Source organism: Pedobacter punctiformis (assembly GCF_027213715.1).
GTDB lineage: Bacteria > Bacteroidota > Bacteroidia > Sphingobacteriales > Sphingobacteriaceae > Pedobacter > Pedobacter punctiformis.
Genome location: NZ_JAPWGM010000002.1, coordinates 86,557 through 105,246 on the forward strand (window position 1 = coordinate 86,557; position 18,690 = coordinate 105,246).

Annotated in this window: 14 protein-coding genes, 2 tRNA genes and 1 pseudogene; 9 read left to right on the plus strand and 8 right to left on the minus strand. The window is 31.8% G+C overall.

The genetic code is table 11. The annotated features are described in order from the left end of the window. Positions 1-135 precede the first annotated feature (135 nt). The 3 genes from O0955_RS06185 to O0955_RS06195 form a co-directional block, all read right to left on the minus strand. Entirely contained in the window at positions 136-1,422 is a 1,287-nt protein-coding gene (locus O0955_RS06185) for a serine hydrolase (RefSeq protein WP_269426673.1), read from the minus strand. A gap of 132 nt (positions 1,423-1,554) precedes the next feature. Then, positions 1,555-3,090, minus strand: coding sequence for a serine hydrolase domain-containing protein (locus tag O0955_RS06190; protein WP_269426674.1), 1,536 nt, complete (start codon positions 3,088-3,090; stop codon positions 1,555-1,557). Positions 3,091-3,185: 95 nt separating this feature from the next. Next, complete coding sequence (locus O0955_RS06195) at positions 3,186-4,322, minus strand: helix-turn-helix domain-containing protein (RefSeq protein ID WP_269426675.1); 1,137 nt, start codon at positions 4,320-4,322, stop codon at positions 3,186-3,188. 481 nt (positions 4,323-4,803) lie between these two features. Here O0955_RS06195 and O0955_RS06200 point away from each other — a divergent pair, with 481 nt between their 5' ends. The 3 genes from O0955_RS06200 (at position 4,804) to O0955_RS06210 (ending at position 8,376) form a co-directional block, all read left to right on the plus strand. Beyond that, entirely contained in the window at positions 4,804-5,400 is a 597-nt protein-coding gene (locus tag O0955_RS06200; RefSeq protein ID WP_269426676.1) for a suppressor of fused domain protein, read from the plus strand. Positions 5,401-6,113: 713 nt separating this feature from the next. Next, complete coding sequence (locus tag O0955_RS06205) at positions 6,114-6,542, plus strand: hypothetical protein (RefSeq protein ID WP_269426677.1); 429 nt, start codon at positions 6,114-6,116, stop codon at positions 6,540-6,542. Between the two features lie 1,051 nt (positions 6,543-7,593). Next, positions 7,594-8,376 (plus strand): hypothetical protein, encoded by a 783-nt coding sequence (locus tag O0955_RS06210; protein WP_269426678.1) that lies wholly within the window; start codon positions 7,594-7,596, stop codon positions 8,374-8,376. Between the two features lie 288 nt (positions 8,377-8,664). Here the strand turns inward: O0955_RS06210 and O0955_RS06215 are convergent, their stop codons facing one another. From O0955_RS06215 to O0955_RS06225, 3 genes are all read right to left on the minus strand, one after another. Beyond that, positions 8,665-10,137 carry an alpha/beta hydrolase-fold protein gene (locus O0955_RS06215; protein ID WP_269426679.1) on the minus strand — a complete coding sequence of 491 codons (1,473 nt, stop codon included), beginning with the start codon at positions 10,135-10,137 and terminating at the stop codon, positions 8,665-8,667. Between the two features lie 71 nt (positions 10,138-10,208). Beyond that, entirely contained in the window at positions 10,209-11,036 is an 828-nt protein-coding gene (locus O0955_RS06220; protein WP_269426680.1) for a helix-turn-helix domain-containing protein, read from the minus strand. Positions 11,037-11,224: 188 nt separating this feature from the next. Beyond that, positions 11,225-11,297 (minus strand) — tRNA-Lys (locus O0955_RS06225). Positions 11,298-11,641: 344 nt separating this feature from the next. Between O0955_RS06225 and O0955_RS06230 the strand changes: the two genes are divergently transcribed. From O0955_RS06230 to O0955_RS06245, 5 genes and pseudogenes are all read left to right on the plus strand, one after another. Next, the gene (locus tag O0955_RS06230; protein WP_269426681.1) at positions 11,642-12,622 is read left to right on the plus strand and encodes a BtrH N-terminal domain-containing protein; all 981 of its coding nucleotides are present in this window, start codon (positions 11,642-11,644) and stop codon (positions 12,620-12,622) included. Between the two features lie 313 nt (positions 12,623-12,935). After that, on the plus strand, positions 12,936-13,901 hold the full coding sequence (locus tag O0955_RS06235) for a hypothetical protein (RefSeq protein WP_269426682.1): 966 nt from the start codon (positions 12,936-12,938) through the stop codon (positions 13,899-13,901). A gap of 39 nt (positions 13,902-13,940) precedes the next feature. Further along, a pseudogene (locus O0955_RS18195) lies at positions 13,941-14,042 on the plus strand (DUF6402 family protein); the annotation flags it as partial. A gap of 9 nt (positions 14,043-14,051) precedes the next feature. Further along, entirely contained in the window at positions 14,052-14,567 is a 516-nt protein-coding gene (locus O0955_RS06240; RefSeq protein WP_269426683.1) for a hypothetical protein, read from the plus strand. Positions 14,568-14,872: 305 nt separating this feature from the next. Beyond that, entirely contained in the window at positions 14,873-16,297 is a 1,425-nt protein-coding gene (locus O0955_RS06245; RefSeq protein WP_269426684.1) for an MORN repeat-containing protein, read from the plus strand. Between the two features lie 399 nt (positions 16,298-16,696). On the opposite strand, the gene O0955_RS06250 is transcribed toward O0955_RS06245, so the two are convergent. Beyond that, on the minus strand, positions 16,697-17,050 hold the full coding sequence (locus O0955_RS06250; protein WP_269426685.1) for a winged helix-turn-helix transcriptional regulator: 354 nt from the start codon (positions 17,048-17,050) through the stop codon (positions 16,697-16,699). A 110-nt stretch (positions 17,051-17,160) separates the two neighbouring features. On the opposite strand from O0955_RS06250, the gene O0955_RS06255 reads away from it, so the two are divergent. Next, positions 17,161-18,039: a PhzF family phenazine biosynthesis protein gene (locus O0955_RS06255; protein ID WP_269427226.1), complete on the plus strand. Its 879-nt coding sequence runs from the start codon at positions 17,161-17,163 to the stop codon at positions 18,037-18,039. Positions 18,040-18,359: 320 nt separating this feature from the next. Here the strand turns inward: O0955_RS06255 and O0955_RS06260 are convergent. Further along, positions 18,360-18,432 (minus strand) — tRNA-Lys (locus O0955_RS06260). Positions 18,433-18,690 lie beyond the last annotated feature (258 nt).

Genomic DNA, 18,690 nt, shown 5'->3' on the forward strand with positions numbered 1-18,690 from the left:
ATTTTTAAAATTGAAGTGAATTTTGTAAAAGAATTATTCATCAAATTACTTTTCAGCTAAATAAATTCTGAGGTGTAACAATTACAAATGTATACTCAGTTTTTATATAAAAGTTCTCCAGATTTAGAATAATTATTATTTATCTATCATTTTCTCGATTTTATCTATCATTTTTTCTGCATTTCCATTGGTTCCACCAAGAATTATTGCTTTTTTATAGCTATTTAATGCTAAATCGTATTGCTTATTTGTAAAATAAGCTTCTCCTAAACTATCGAACAGATTAGCATCTTTAGGAAACTCTTTTGTAGCCAATTTAAATATTTCTATCGACTCATTATTTTTGCCAACTCTCAATAATTCATACCCTAATCTATTCAGCTCGCTTGGATTCTCAAAACTGTATTCATTTTCAGAATTTTTCTTGAGCAAATAGTACCTTTCTATAGCTTTATTCACATCGGCTAAAGATTCTTTTCTTATTGCCTGATAAATAGATTTTTTAGGAGTTTCGTAGTCTTTTCCTAGCATTAAGTTATGAATGCTATGTCCTAAATCCCAAACCCTGTTTAGATTATTAGAAAGCAGAATTATCGTCAGATTATTTTTTAAATCGTTTAAGAAAATGGACTCAAATTTATACGATATGCCATTGTGTACTTGCAATTCATCCTTTTCAAAGTACATTCCAAGTGATCCGCCTTTGTCTTTTGCGTATGGATTATTCAATAAAGTTTGAAAAGATTCTTTTGATATTAAACGATTATTATTCATCGCATCAATCCATTTGTACAAATCATTGATACCTACCCAAAGCCAGCCGCTAAAAAACTCCAATTCCGGGCATCGAACATTGTCCATATCATAACAAGACGTTCGATTTTTATAACCCAATTTTGGATCAAACACCGAATTTGTCATTTTCAATGGTTTCACTATATTTTTAATGACAAATTCTTCAAATGACATTCCGGTTACCTTTTCAATGATTTTTCTTTGCAAAAACACATTGCTATTTTCATACATATAATCAGTTCCCGGTTCAAAAAATAATTGATCATTGTTTCTTAAAATAATCCAAGTTTCTTCGTCATTTTTAGGCAAGAATTTTTCCACTTTAGGAATACCACTCGCATAATTAATCAAATGTCTTATCGTCACTTTCTTATCCCATTTTGGTAATCCCAAATTAAATTTTGAAATCGGGTCATCAAGATTAAGAATGCCCCGTTCAACTAAAATCATTACCGCAACAGCATTAAATTCCTTAGCGATAGAGCCAATGTTAAATATTGCTTGATTATTTAAAGTAATTTGTTTCGTTTCGTCTGTAAAACCGAATGATTTTTGATAAATAGGTTTATTATTTTTAACAACAAGAACATTTCCGTTGAATAAACCTCTTTCATAGGATTTTGTCATTAAAGAATCAATTTGATTGACATAGGCCGGACTTTTTCCCGTTTTAAAATTTCTGGTACTGCAACTAAACAGGAGCAATAAAACTAAAAAGCAGCTGATATTTCTTGTTAGATTAAGTATTTTCATAAAGGTTTATTTTTTTAAAATATTTTCGATTTTACGAAGCATTTCTTTTGCGTTCTGATTGGTTGGTTCCAACTCTAATACTTTTTGATAATCAGCTTTAGATAACGTGTAATCCTTTTTATTAAAATAGGCTTCACCACGACTATCATAAGCGTTCGGGAAATTTGGAAATTCATTAATATTAAGTGTGAAAATTTTAATGGCATCATCTATTTTATTATTCTTTAAAAATTCATAACCCAAAGAGTTCAATTCGCTTTTATCCGAAAAATTATAGTCGTTTGGCTTTGTTATCTTCAGTTTTTTGTAAAGTTCAATTCCCTTATCGATATTTTTATTGGCTATTTTTTTTATGGTTAAAGAAATTGATTCTTTGGTAGGAGAGTCTAATGGGGGATTTTTCCATTGATTCAAACTTGCAATGCTCCTAACTATTTCTTCTATCAGTTTCATATTGTTACCATTTGTCATCACAACAATGCCGTTTCCATCTTCCAAACTTCCAACGTAATGGCAAACAAATCCATAATTTCCGCCGCTGTGACCAAAGTATTTTGTCCCGTTAAAATCACGAGTAAATACCCCAAAATTATTTTCAAGTCTTTTTATTGACATATCTTTAGAAAGAACTTTGTTTGATTTTCCTTGTAATGACAATTGAGTTTCGATAATATATTTTGCCAAATCTGTCGGGTTTGTCCATAAACCCGCGGCTGCTTTTTCAGGATAAATATGATACTTGCCAACAACCTCAATGTTCCCATGATAACCGGTTGCTAATAAATTTTTCTTGTCGGTAAAAGGGGGTTGATTAAAGGAACTGTGTGTCATTCCTAATGGAGTTAATACATTTTTCAGTAAATAATCTTCATACTTTTCACCTGTTATATCTTCAAGGATTAATTGGGAAACTGTTGTTCCTCCACCTGAATATTGAAATTTTAAGCCTGGCTCAAAAACAGAAAGAACCGCATTAGAATTAGCAGGTTTCAAACCATCAAGAATTTGAGTGATAGTGGGCAAATCTTGCCCTTTTTCATAACCTCCAAAACCTTGTACAGATAAACCCGCTTTGTGAGATAACAAATCAGCAGTGGTAATTTTTTTCCCTTTTGAAATAGAATCGTAAGGAAATTTCCACTTTTTTAAATAATTATTAATATCGCTATCTACATTTAATTTTTGCTCTTCTACCAACTTCAAGACTCCTAAGCTGTTAAAAGATTTACTAATAGAAGCAGCCTGAAAAAGGGTTTCTGTAGTTGCCGATTTTTTCTCTGACACATCTGCGAAACCATAGGCTTTCACCCATTCTATTTTGTAATCCTTCACGACAGCAATACTTACGGCATTTACTTCGTAAAAATCCATTCGCTCTTTTAAGGTCGATTTTTTATTTTTAGTCTTGTCCCAAGAATTTAGATTATTTTCAAATGATTTGATTTTTTCGTTTACATTTTGTGAAAAAGCGTTGAATGATAAAATCAGAAAAAAGGCAAGGCTTGTTTGTTTGATTTTGAAAACTGTTGGATTGCAATTCATTTTAGACTCAATTATTTTGTCGCAAATATGTGCCAGAATGCTTGAATACGCGACCGATTAAAAAAAGTCGAACGCATTTGTTAGAAAAAAGCGAATTAATTTGAATTTTTTCTAAAATCTGTTGGTGTTTTTCCTGTATATTTTTTGAAAGACGTATTAAACGAAGATTTGGAATTGAAACCAACCTGATACAAGATTTCCAAAATAGTCAGTTCTTTTTGAGAAGGATCTTTAAGGATTTGCATTGCTTTTTCAATTCTATATTCATTTACGAAATCGAAAAAGTGTTTTTCCATATACAAATTAATCAAAATAGATAAATCTTTGACCGGCATTTTTAACTGTTCGGCCAAATACTGAATCGTTAATGAAGGATCCAGATAAGGTTCTTTTTCAATCATAAAATCTTTTAAAGATTCTATTTGCTTATTTTTTTCGCCATCGATTACAGGAGAGGATTTTTGTGTCGGGACAACATCTGTAATCGGTTTTAATTGAGAATTGATGCCTCTGAAAAATTCAGGTTTGTTTAACGCAACAAATAGATACCAGCAAGTACAAAATAAAAAAGCAAAGCCATCAAGCGTTACAACCCAGTCCCGGATCTCACCTCGGCCAAAGGTAAGAGTAATCCCCCATCTTATAAGGACTATAAAATGTAAGACATAATACAGAATGGTTATTTTGTAAAGGGCGTTGAGTACAGAAATATTGGGATTCGTATAATTTTCGAGATAGACCGTTTTAGACTTTCTGATTATCAAAAACGAAGCAATAAAATAGACCTGAAACAGCAATTCAAAAAGAAATCCAAAAAAATAGGTAAGGGGCATTTGATTCATCCCTTTTAAAAAAATCATTTTCATGGCTGCATCTCCAAAATATATTCCCGGCGCTAAATACAGATTGAAGGCAACAAACGGAATCGCATGTAGTAAATGTTTTGGTTTTAATCGAAAGTTAGTGTAACAAACGGACAATACATAGAGATAAAATGATGCTGAAACCAAATAGACAATACTCCAACGAAATGCTTCGAGGTTGATGAAATTAACAGGAAAATCACGCATCAAAAATTTACAAGCATCTACAGCATTTGCGAAAAGAAAGAAAGCAAGAAGGCGATTTCCAAGTCTTTGTTTTGTTTTTACGGTTAGCAAAAACAAAGCAAGAAAAAGTACCATAAAAATCCCGATGAAAGCAGCTATTTCTAAAAAATGACTTCTATCCATATTTATAAAGCAATAACCAGTAACCCAATAATATCATACATTATTTTTTGGTGATGTTAAAGGTATTAAATTTTGATGATTGCATATTTAGAAAAAAGCTCAGATTATAAAATCCAAGCCCTATAAGGCTTTATTTTTTGTTCTGTGAGCGTGCTGGTACAAAACTCGAACTATTTATCGGAAGATTTGAGGCTTTTGTGCGATCTAATGGCTGCATAATAAGTCTTTACGCTTAAGTTACCTACGTTGAGAACGTATAACTTCCAGTCACAAACAACAATCTCTGCTTCAAAGGTATAAATATGTTCTTCAGTTTTTGATCTACCAGAATGAGTGCAGACATATTTCTCAACAGTGCTTTTGCACCAGGGCATTCGATATAAATGCTATTGTTAAATCGATATAAATGCTATTGTTAAAAATAATAACTAGATTTATTTACACCCTGTGCGTGTAACCTAATAACGAACATGTTTTACCGATGAAAGAACTTTTGGAAGAAGATATAAAAATGGCAAAATTTATTGCGGGAGCGATTGGTTTTGAGCCCCAGGTTTATCCTTATTATGACAATGACAGAACCAATCAGCTGGATATTTTAAAGCTAACAGACCCCGTTGACAATAATATTGGGATTTATTGCACTATTGGTGTTTCAAATTATCCAAATATTGTAGATGGTAAAAATATTCCTCTTGAACTGATGCTGACTGCCTATAAAAGATTTGAAAAAGCTACAAATATTTTGTCGACTTGCGGATTTTACATCATTAAAGATCGATTTGAATGTGGTTTAGGTGGGATTTTCAAGAGAATGATTGAGTTTTATTACAAAGGCATTGAGATGAAACATATTTTCTTTATTGAACCGTTTTTGTGGTCAGAAAAGTTAGTACAAATGGATATCGAAAATAAAGAAGCAAATTTTTTATTGTGCATTCCCATCTCAGATAAAGAGTTGGAATTTAAGCTCGAAAAAGGTTCAGCGGCATTGGAAGAATTATTAATGAAAAATCAAATAGATATTTATGATTTGGATAGAAAATGTGTGATAGAAAATCCTTGTCAAAAAAAATAATTAATTACAACAAGAAACTACTTTTACTAATAATTAAGCTGAAATAAGCTGATGGGAATATCACTTCATTATTTCATTATGTAAAATAATATGAACAAAGAGCCAAACGATTTCTTTGAGGATACAGAGACTCCTGTTTTGAAAAAACAAACTGCTTTAACCAGGTATTTCACCATACGTTTTATATGGTTGTTTTTGCCGGTAATATTATTTTTAGCTATTTTAACCCTGGCTAATTCGGAGTACGGGCTTTTCTTTCTTTTGGCCGCTTACCTTTATCCTGCCATTTGGTTTGTTTTTATAATAATAGAAACAATCATATTCCATTTCAGGGAAAAATTTAAGTTGAGGAATCTTAATCTTATTCTAATAGCTGTATGCCTGCCAATTTATTTTATCATATTAATAAACCACCCTTAGTATAAGAAGTGCTAATTTTTCGAAGAACAGACATTTATGATTTAGAAAGAAAATGTATAATTTAAGTGCCTGCATAATAAGCAGACATTTAAATTGTAAAATCTGTGCGCTCATGAAAATCATAAGTGCTTCATCTTTTAACTAAATTTAAAGGAGAATATGCCTATTTTGATGACAAGGGAGCGCCTACCCAAATAGATACCTACAATGAAAGCATAAAAGTCTTCCAAAAAAGTAAATTAAATTTACGAGTTTATTCCGGCAATTGTTTGTTCAAGATCCTATTATAAAAAATGAAAGACTTAATCAATACGGAAATCGGTGAATTATATTTTGGCAACCAAGAATACATTTCTGCCAAAACCACATTTGAAGAACTCAAGAATATGAAAGGCACAATAGATCATTCTTTTGAAGCTTTGGAAACAGGTATCCAAAATCTGTCTTTTTTTAACAAAGAAATTGATGGCAAGTCATATATGATTTCGGTACATTTTGATTTTCAAAAGTTGGTTATGATTTTTATCCGGTTTGATGACGGAAAGCAATTAATAGAATCACCACTTTGGAATCAAATGAAACCCTTAAAAAAAGACAACCACACCAAGCATTTACATAAAAAAATGTTTACCAAAGAAAAAAAATACGATTGGGGAAAACTGCATGCTTTTTATTCGCCCAAAACAAATCTGGGCATGATTGATATTACCTATAAAATATAACACTTTAAGCAATCTTTATAGGTTGGGTAATAAAGCTGTCAAGGTTGTAAAAAAACCTCTATTTTCGGTCATTCCGTGACAGAAAAGGCTCCAAAAGCAGGGAGCATTGCATTTGGGCAAGGAGGGAGTTAATATAGATCTTGTTTGTCCAATGCTTCAGCCAAATTATAAAAAAGACAAGGAAGAAAAGACATCGAAACCCCAAAGAGAAATCGAACTTTAGAGAGAATAGCATAAGGGTATCTTGGGGCAGATTTTTAAGACAATTTCATTCGTCAGCTCAAAGATTTAAGTAGCAAAAATCGAACTATAAATGACCAAGCCATAAAAGTTTGGGTAACAGATTTTTATTGACATAAAAAAAGGAGAAACTACTTACTAGTTTCTCCTTAAGTGATCCCGCTGGGATCCCGTTTTATGTTGTAAAACAGCCCTATTGGCGTTAAATCGAAGGTTTTCAAAATTGGGGTTCCAGAAAGGATTCCAATTTTTTTTGACCTGTTTTGTATTGTTTTAAAGAACTTCTTTCGCTACAGGAAGATAAGGAATAAACCAATTAAATGCAAATTAAAACCTCTAATTCTAATTGTTTCAATTGGGTCCAAATAAAACATTTCCGTATTGGTAGATAAAGCCCTTTATCTAGTATTTAATAACTATAAATTATCAGGAAGGATGATTTTATTTAGCTTAATTTTCGTTGTAATAGATTTCTCTAGTCTGGTCAATATTTTTCGAAAATGGTTCATTCGTATTGTTTGATAATAGAAGACCATTTGGGTAACTGTAAATCTTGTCTTTTTTTGAATCGTTAACTTGAAATTAAAAGCATTTCTAATTTTAATATGTCTAACAATAAGGAAAAAATGAAGAAAATTAAATTTTTAATTGTTTTGTGCTGTTTTACTACAATAGATTGAAAATCTAATGCTTCAAATAATTATTAAAGGAAATGATTTTTTAATCTTTGTGCCAAATTTACAGAAAGCAAAAATGTATATTACAAACCTTAATAGATAACAAAATTAAAATATGATAACTACTTACCATAATGGGACATAGAGTATATCTGAATATAACAACAAAAGAAACTTCAGAAGAAATTTTTGAAGCCAATAACACCATCCCGCTATTTTGGCTTACCTTATTAAACAGAAAAATAATTGATGATTTTGAAATAGGGCTAAATTTATTGGAGGTGAATAAAGGGAACAAAGAAAGAGAGCCTGAATATTCTCTTTTAAAAATTGGAAGAGAGCATTTTTTAGAGAACGCGGAAACAGGAAAAAAATTTATTGAAAATAGTTTTCCCACCCATTTACAGTTATATAATGACTTTATTTATTATCTGAAATTGATTTTTAAGAGCAACCAGTTTATTGAGGTTGACGTTTTAGAAATCGCAAACTTCAGTTCACCCTCAGCGCTATTACATGACCTGAGAAATGATGTAGAAGCAATCAAAAATAACAATCCCAAGAAAATAATTTTTTATTCAGATAAATTTAAAACTCCTTTTAGCCTGACCGGTTATGACGGATTTTTTAAAAATGAATTTAAGATATACTCTCAAGACTATAATGCCGAAATCATTAAGCAAGAACAAGAAAGAAAATCGGATATTGAGAGAAAAGAATCAAGAAACAGGAAAGAAAAGATTTCAAGAAAAATAAAGGGTATTTTAATGATCCTATTTGGTTGTATTCTTTTAGGCACTTGTGCTATCGGTATCATAAACGAGATACTATCTACCTCAATGGAAATAGGTACGGCTATATTTGGTTTCTTAAGCATTATAACGGGAATAGCAAAAGTGAAAAATAGGATAGATTAGCAAATACAATTGCTTAACATCTCGTTTAAAACCTAAGGGAATTTCTTCAGAATCTTCCTCAATAAAGGAGTTCGTATTTGGCGATAACCTCGAAATTCATTTTTCGGCTCGTTTTGCTGATTATTTGAATTGTTTTTTATTCATTAATTCATCTTTCAATGGATTTTAAAGTGTGATTACATTGTTAAGAATATGTAAAACTTGGCCACTTGTAACAATTCGTCAGCAAAACAACAGATCCTGACTATGTGACTTAATACATGCAGAATTTAATTAAAATACTTAATATCATTTACCGAGTAAGATCAGGGCTTCTGTATTTTTAGGGTCATCTTTTAATACCATCTGGGCATATTCCTTACTTTTTTTGACATTATTTTGCGCAAAATAGGCTTTGGCTATTAACAAATTAATTCTACTATAGGGCAAGTTAATAATATCTACCAAATTAGCCCGATCCTCTGCAAAGCCTAATAAGTAGTTTAAGCCTTCTTCAACTTTATATTTATGATCAACTGAGAATTTACCAAGATCATACTTCATATTTGGATCATATATATAGGGGTCATTTAAAGCCTTTTGTAAAAGATCCCAAGATTTTATTGGTTCATTTTGATAAAAATTTAATGCCAATTCACGGTAACAAGTTACCAAAGCCTGATGGCCTGCTTTTGTATTGATTTCATTGTCCTGTATTTTTTTTATTGCTTTTTGATAGTAGGCATAAGACATCGAAATAAGTCCATTGATCCGGAAAAAATAAGCAAAGTTGCGCAGGTCTTGTCCTTTTGACTGTTGATTTTCGAAATACTTTACAATGGTGATCAAACTACAGGTATCTTTTTTGCCTGTGGCATCCTGCAAAAAAGAATTGTAATTTTTAAAGTTGCGCTCCAAATTTATACCGTAATATTCACTTAGATGATTTTCGATAGATACCAAATTTTGGTAAGCAGATAATTTACTGTCGTTTTCTAGAAATTTATTATAGGGTTCGAATAAAAACGCCAGCGCATTAGGTAGTGCATAAGCAAATAATGTATTATGATCTGCACCAATAAAATGGGTGTATTTAAATTTAAAACTAACGGTATCTAAACCCGTAGTTTTTTTTGCGATTTCTTTAGCATAATTTATACGTCGCTCTATATCATTTTCGCCAGTGGCAAGGTAATAACTTCTTGGATTTTCTCTATAAAAGCGAATAAGTTGATTGTTTAGCTCAAAACCAGGTTGACCAATTCCTAATTTTTCTGGTGCGATTATTACATAAGCGCTGAAGAGCTTTGGCTCATTTAAAAAAAGATAATTACCATAACTTGCTGCGTAAGATTGGCCGATGTAACTAACATATGTGGAGGCATTATACTTTTTATGTAACACTGGAAAAATCTCCTCCTTCAAACAACTTATTAAGTTCTTACCTGCTTTTGTAATATCACCTGTTTCATAGTTATAACCAATTTGGTTCATGTTTACCATAACATTAACCACAATGCTATTGGGGATCATACGTAAATGGTTAGCAAAATAATTTACAGTAGATGCCAATAGGTTATCGTTTGCAGCACCATAATTATACATTAAGATAACAGGATATTTTTGATTGCTATTCCAATTGTCTGGGAGCCAGACGTGGTAAGCAATACTATCTTTAACATTAGTTGAATATAGTACTTCCTGACTTAGTTTTTGGGCATAAGTCTTACCAAATAGCCCAAGTAAAATCAATAGTAAAGCGATTTTTCTACAATTATCCATATCTTATGATTACTCGAATTTGGCATCAAATTTAATTAGTATATTTTATGGCAAATTGTAAAATTGGGACATTAGCCTGTAAAATTCCAGAAAGTATCTTCTGAGCCGATAATCTTACCTTTTTTAAAAAAATTAGCTGGTGTTAAACCAGTAAGTTGCTTGCAAGTTTTGATAAAATGAGATTGGTCTGTGTAGTGAGCTTGATGGGATAGGGATGTAAGGTTATGCTGTTGTTCATCATTAAATTGGTGGTTCATTAATTTCCTGAAACGAACAATGGCCTTGTATTTTTGAGGGGTTGTTCCAAGAAACTTATTGAATAATCTCTGTAGATGTTTTCTGCTAATTCCTAAGTCGGTTGCGGCCAATTTATCAATATTTGTTTCATTGGCTGTATTATGAAGAATTTCTAAGGCTTTTTCTATATAAAAATTCTCAATAGGTCTGAGCATTTTTGTAAGCTGTTCTTCCATTGCAGGAACAATATTGGCTAAATTATTTTCGCTGAAAAGAAGGTGAAGAAATTTAGCTTCAAAAAACATAAATGATGGCGAAGCAACTATTTTATTCATTTCCATTTCACTCGCTAAAAACTGATTGATTCCGAAAGGTTTAAAAACAATGCCTATTTTATGTACGGGACCATGTTGAGTAACTTTCAAGAGTTTTTCACGTAGTGGTGTGAATATTTGAAGGGGAGAACCGCCTTTTTCAAAATTGATTATGGAATTGCCAACCACATAATTAATTGTATGACTTTTATATAATGATACTGTATTATTGATATGTGGATAACAGATGTATTCATTAAAATAATCATCAGCAATATCGATATAATAATAGCTAATGTATTTTTCGAGAAGTTTGTTCGTTGGCTTTATGGTTTCAAAAATCCTCATTAACTAAATTACGCTCTTTTCAGTTACATGTTGCACTATTGTGCAAAAATATTTAATTGCCAACGCAATTCATAATTGCCTCGAGCGATGAGTTGATAAATGAAAAAATAACAACTGAAGAAAATTTTTAAACCAAAAATCGGAAAGCTTATCCCTAGTAGAGGTATACTTTCCGATTATTTTTTATGTGATCCCGCTGGGATTCGAACCCAGGACCACTACATTAAAAGTGTAATGCTCTACCAGCTGAGCTACGGAATCATTTCCCTTTTAGGGAGTGCAAATATAGAAATTATTTTTATTTATAAAACTACTTTCTGAAAATAGTCTGGTTGATTTCAATGTTGCTTAGCTACGTTTTTATAAGTGTTTGATTTTTGTGATTTTTAGGAAGCGTAAAAATATTTGTTTTTTATGATTAACAATTCCTTTTACCTGATCTATTTTAGAATCCATACATCGAAAAATCAGTTATTAATTTTAGAAGCTTGGATAGTTTAAACGGTGACATTTAATAGTCATTAAGTTTTTTGAGAATTTTAAAATTATGGTGAGTTGCGTATATTAGAGAGCTAGGCGCAAGCTATGACATACCTTGTAAACAAATGAAAATAGAAAATTTAAAACCATTTGATGGCCAACATTGTGAAACAACAGCCACAGGAACTTTATTGCGACAACTTGGGATTGAACTTTCCGAACCCATGCTTTTTGGACTTGGAGAAGGACTTGGTTTCATTTTCTGGAGTATGAAAACAATGGATTTTCCCTTTATTGGCGGACGAGTAAAGGCTGATTTGCTAACACAAAACTTAGCCAAAAACCTTAACCTTGAGTTAACAGTTAAAGAAACTTCTTCAACTCAAAAGGCTTGGGACAACGTAAAGCAACTGCTTGATAATGGCAAAGTTGTTGGACTAAAACTGGACTGCTATCATTTGGAGTATTTTTCAAAGCCATTTCATTTTGCAGGACATTATGTAGCAGTTTATGGTTACGATCATGAAAATGCCTTTTTGGTAGACACGAAACAACAAGGTGGGCAAGTAAAAACAAGTTTGATAAGTTTAGCAAAGGCCAGAGCTGAAAAAGGGCCAATGTCATCTAAAAATCTTTACTTCGTTCTGAGCAAGACAAACAAAAACTTTGAGTTGACAACTGCTATAAAAACTGCAATTCGTAACAACGCAAATGATTATTTAAATCCGCCAATTAACAATATTGGATACAAAGGGATTTTAAAAACAAGCAACGAACTTTTTAAATGGTTTGACAGGAGTAAGAATATTGAAACTGAATTTGAAACTTGTGCAATGATTATGGAAAGGGCGGGCACAGGTGGAGCTTTATTTAGAAACTTATACCGAGATTTCCTCAAAGAAAGTTACGAACTTTTACAAATCGACATACTTAAACAAGCGCATAAAGATTTTGTTGACATTGCAAACTTATGGACACAAATTGCAGATTTATTCATAAAAGTTAGTAAAACCAAAGACAAAAAATTTATTGAACAAGCATCAGAAATTTTAAAACAACTATCAATAAAAGAAAAAAAAGCAATGGACAAATTGGTGAAAATTTAGCTGAACCCCTAACACTCGCTTAGCATATGGCGGCTATATACGAAGACAGTTTCTGTTGATCTGTGTAAGTTTTAACACCCTTAAAAAAACAAAAGCTTTGCTAACATTATCTTTGCAGGGCCTTTGTAAGTGTTGATATTGAATCTGACGAACTCAACAGGACTATCCCCCGAATTATTTTATAGAAAATTTAATTAATCTGAATGGTATGCCCTTAGATTACGAATTGTAAACGATCCTGTACGAATTGTAAATGGTTTGACTGCAAAGAGGAAGAGTATTGTTTATTTGATCAATCAAATATGATATATATATGCATAAAATTAATATAGCTTGTTTTACTATTTTGTTTTTCCTTTTTTCTTCCTATAGTAAGGCTCAAATAGCAGCTCATTCAACAGATAAAAGGCCCTTTTTTTTAAACACAAATAAAATTAATTGTATAACTCTACCATTTGGGTATTCAGATATTTCAAAACGAATAACCATTGACTCAATTCTGTCTGCAATACGGGATGAAAATAAATTGAAAGAACTCAATTCATTAAAATTTGAAGAAGTAATAAAAAAAGATTTTTTACTACTTCCTGAAGAATACGATGTTTTTCTGCCATTTAGCAATAATATCAATGAAAAATATGACCGCATTAAAATTGCATCTGATTTTCTGTGTTATGGAGAGTATTCCTTGTACTTTACGGCTGTCTTTAATACCGTTCGTTACGCTAAACCATTTATTGAAAAAATTTATTTAATCTCAACGAAGGACGATAAGCTTATCGACATGAAGAGGATATATCTTAATCACGAAAGAGAAATGGGATTTTCAAACAATACGCTATTTAATATAGATAAAAATTATATAATTTCTTTACAGGATTACGAGTTTACTGACGATCCTTTTAAATTAAAACCTTTAAATAAATATCAGATTCTGCCCTCCGGAAAATTTTCAAGATACTATGATAATGATGGTTTTTATAAAAATGATGAAGAGCAAGGTATGGTGAAAAATCACAACAGAGAAGGAAAATGGATAGAATTCAAATCAAATGGATATATGGATTTACAAAAATATCCGGAATTTACGGATCCATATACTTATTTGGAAGCGGAGTATAAAAATGGTTTACCAATTGGAAAGTGGAAATTTTATAAATTATTGCAAAAATATAATGAAGAAGCAGGAGAGCCCATATTAAGTACAAGGAAAAAAGGGCAATTGATATATACTGAAATCTATAGAGAAGGAATATTAGAAAAAAGGGAATTTCATTAACGCAATTAAAAACTATCGGTAAATCCATATGGACTTACAAGTGACAGTTACTATAAAATAGAAAATAAATCATTTAAAGATTGGAGAAAATTTTATAAGAAAGGAGTAGGTTTTAACTTGTATAGTGATGTAAATATTTAAATGGATACCATGAATTTTATGCTACCCCTCAAGAAATTGAATAGATTATCATATGCTGTTTTATGTAGTGTCGTTTTTTATGTCACTACATCAGGATTATATTTTATTTTTAATAAGTTAGCTGATAAAGTTGTTGGATCTCCTTTAGGATCAGCGTATCATTGGACGCATCCCTATTCATTTTTAATGGTATTTGCTGTTTTTTTTATGATAATGATGCTACTGTTAGGGAGAAACAAAAAGATGATTCATAAAAATATGTTCTATTTCATTTTTTATATATTTTGGATTGCTTTTTCCTTAATTTTTTCTGGGTTCTTATGGTCTTTTTTTGATATGAATGCAGGTTATTTCCCCCAGGGATATGATTTTTTTAAAAAAATATTTTTAGATATGTTTTATGGTTTAACCTGGGGTGGTTTAGCTATTTTAAGCGCCATACCTTTTAATTTTTTAGTTTTTGGAGTGTCGTTTTTTATTATTAAAAATTACAGGACTTTTATAGAAAAATCGGAATTTCATTAACACAATTGAAGACTTTCCCTTTCTGAAGTATTTAATTGCATCAATATCTTAATTTTATTGCAATAAATGCTTGATTAACAATAGATTAATAAATAAAAAAAAACCGACATCAAATCGTTGAAAATTTATTATAATAAAATCTTAACCAAATTACTTTTTTGTCTCGATGCGTTCCCAAAGTAATTTTAAGAAGAAAAGATAAAATTTAGGCTTCGTATTTTGAGTATCCATAAGACTTCGCATTATGAATATCTGTAAGGATATAAAACCATAAGTTATTGGCAAATTGATACATATAAATTTTTATGTTAAGCAAAACCTTCGGATATTTGAGCGTTGTGCGTAATTTTTCAGCGACACTCAAACATAACACGACAGAAAGAATGAGATTACTAATTTTTGGACTTTTAATATTAATAACCACAAATTCCTTTGCTCAAAACAATGGACAGTATGTAAAAGACCATAAAGCCAATTGCAAAATATGGTTAGATGAAGTAACACCTACGGACAGCCTTATTTGGAATGGCAACTGCAAAAATGATTTTGCATCAGGACAAGGTTTTTTGCAATGGTATCAAAACAATGAATTGGCAGCTACTTACAAAGGCGAAATGAAGCAAGGAAAATTTGATGGAAAAGGAAAATTTGAAATTATTGGATATGCAAACTATGAAGGAAATTTTATCGATGGTTCATTAAACGGAAAAGGTGTTGCTTATTATAAAAATGGCGGAAAAACGATTGGCAACTTTGTAAATGGTGAATTTTTAAATTTAGACACAAAATATTTAAAAATTCTGAAAAAAGAAACTTTAGCTATAAAAAATACTTTTGAGATTTATAACAATATTGGTAAAGACGACCCACTTTTCTATTATGCACTCGTTCCTCAAAAAACTATAAAAGCAGTTTTAGTATTGTTTCCATCTACTGGCGAAAGCGCAGAAAATGTAATTAGTTGTAATAAAAATTTGATGCAATTAGCTTATGATAAGAATATTATGACTGTAGTTGTAAGTTCAAATTATAACGAGACATTAGAAACTGATGCAATTGCAAAGCAATTTTTTGACACCGTTTTTGAAGATATTATTGTGAAATATAAGGCCCCAAAAAATAAATTTGTTTTAAGTGGACTTTCACTTGGCGGAATGAACTCACTTCAATATACAGAAATGTCTCGTAATGCAAAATACGATACTTACCTTAAACCATTGGCAGTAATTGGCGTTGATCCTCCGGTAGATATGATAGATTTATATAATGGAGCAAAGAATGCAATTGTTAAGTACGAAAAAGAAGGTGATAAATTATCAGAAAATAAAAAAATGGCTTTGCAAGAAGATCATTTCATAGTTAATAGTTTTGAAAAACTATATGAGGGTTCGCCAGAAGGACACGTTGAAAAATATATTGAAGCCTCAACGTATACAAGAAGTAGAGATGATGGTGGTAATGCAAAATATTTGGTTGATGTTCCTGTAAGGTTGTATTGCGACCCAGATATATTATGGCAGCTCAAAAACAAAGGACGAACTTATTATGATTTGAATGCAGCCAATCTTTCGGCTATGACAAATTTTTTAATGCAAAGCGGAAATACCAGAGCTGAATTCATTCCAGCAATTGGAAAAGGATTTAGAGTTGATGGAACGAGACATCCTCATTCTTGGTCAATTGTAGAACCAACAGACTGTATAAAATGGATATTAGAACTGATAAAATAAAACTACGCACAACAGCAGTTTGGTAAAATGGCGGGTTCAGTACTAAATTCAATAGCAGTTCTTCGATTGAACATTTCAAAACTGAACATTTGCGCTTTGATTTCCGCCACTTCGCCAAGCTGCAAACCGTTAGCGGTAATTTTACAAGCCACCCTGCAAACTTTTGTATCCGATTTAAAACGGATAATTAATTTGATGGATGAATTAGATGGCAAAGGAATGAAAGTTCTCTAGTAGAGTTTTTTGTGATTTGACTACTATGGTATATTATTGTGCACACAAATTACATAAAACCATTTTGTTTGCCCTATATAGTTCATTATAATTCCATCGTTTTCTCATTGTTAATTTGGATATTTTGGCCTCGTATCTACTGGTAGATTTCCCTTCAGCCTTGTACTACTTTATTTTTTCACGGTGATTTAACCCCCATTCAACTAATGTTTCGGTGACTGGAAAAACGCTCAACCCATATTCTGTCATTGCATAATTCACGGTAATAGGTCGCGTATCCATCACTGTCCGGGTAACAAGGAGATTTATTTCAAGTTCCCGCAGCTCTTTTGAAAGCATTTTTGCAGATATACCTTCAACTTCACGTTGGATCTTTTTAAAGGTATTTTTTTCATCAATATGATTATTGAGGTATCGCATAATTCTTAGCTTCCACTTGCCGCCAAGAATTTCAAGACTATCTCGGATAGCCACAAGCTCCTGCTCACAGGTCGCTTCCTGTTTGATTGATATTTCCATAAGTTGATAGTTAACAAAAGGTAACCAGTAACCATTAGTTAACCGATAACAAATTTAAAGTATTGTGTTCTAATTTTGAAATCATAAAAATGGAACAATGAAAAAAAAAAATCGACTATTACGTATTGGATGTTTTTACGGATCAAAAATTTAGAGGAAATCAATTATCGGTAGTTTATACTGAGGAGCAATTGAAATTGGAACAATATCATGACATATCAAGGGAGTTTGGGTATTCAGAAACTTCTTTTGTAAATTATTCGGCAGCTGAAAAAGCGTTTAGCGTAAGGTCATTTACCCCAGCGAAATTTGAGATCACTGGTGCGGGACATAATTTATTGGGTGCGGTATGCCTGGCTCTTTTAAAGAAATGGGATATTTTCCGTGAACAAGGTGGACAGACTTGGGTGTTAATGGCGGGTGAAAAAATTCCGCTTAAGATTAATGAAAAGGATGGAATTCCTTACGTTGGCATGAAACAGCGACCTGCTGAAATCATTGGAACAGTACCTGCCAGCATAATTGCTGAGGCCATTGGATTAAATGCGGGCGATCTTACCCTTAACGATTGGAATATCAATATTGTAAAAACAGAGGTGGGGCACCTGATGGTCCCCATAAAGAATTTTGAATTTTTAAACAAAGCGGTATTGAATAAAAGGCTTCTAAAAGAGGCCTCTACCAAATTCGGATTTGAAGGCTGTTATCTTTTTACGACAGAACATGGCAAAAGTGAATTTCTTGCAGAAACACGTTTCTTCAACCCAAGCATTGGTATTGATGAGGATCCAGCGACAGGAACCGCAGTGGGACCATTAACAGGCTATCTTGAAAAACTAGGCTATGTGAAAAAAAACAAAAGTTTACATATCTTACAAGGCGCTTATGTAAATCGGCCATCAGTTATTGAGGCAGAAGTAGTGACCGATGGAATTTGGATAAGCGGATCTTCTATAATCGTAATGGAAGGCGTACTCTATTTAAATTGATTCGGTTCCCCGTAAGAATACCATTTCATCTTGTTGATTACTGCGAATATTGTTAAAAGATAGTCTTGCTGATAATGGGTTTCCACTTTATTATAGGAATTGATTTTCAGCTTTTTGATATATACTCGATGAGTAGAGATGTGAAAATCTAATATGGTATTTTCTCCTTAGTTTGGTGAAAAACAATTTTTTTGAAAAAGGACTATTTTTTTAGTTATTCCCATAAAGTTTACATCACCGAGATCGGACACAAAATCTGCAAATTATTATAAAAGCAAAAAACCATCTTTAAATTAAATAAAGATGGTTTTGGCTTTCTGTGATCCCGCTGGGATTCGAACCCAGGACCACTACATTAAAAGTGTAATGCTCTACCAGCTGAGCTACGGAATCATCTCTCTAAAACGTTTTCGTTTCTTTGAAGTGCTGCAAATGTAGGGTTCCGAAGCATGTTTTGCAAATAATTTTTTTGCAAATAACTTAGTCTGTTGATTTATAGGAAGATTAATTACCTTTTCGCGACTTTAAATATATTCATTCCTTATTTGTAAAGAAATTTAATAAGATTTGACGACCTTATTTGTTTAATTTTTGAGGTTCAGAGTGCCATATAAACTCTGTTAAGAAGGCAGGTTGATAAATATTAAAATC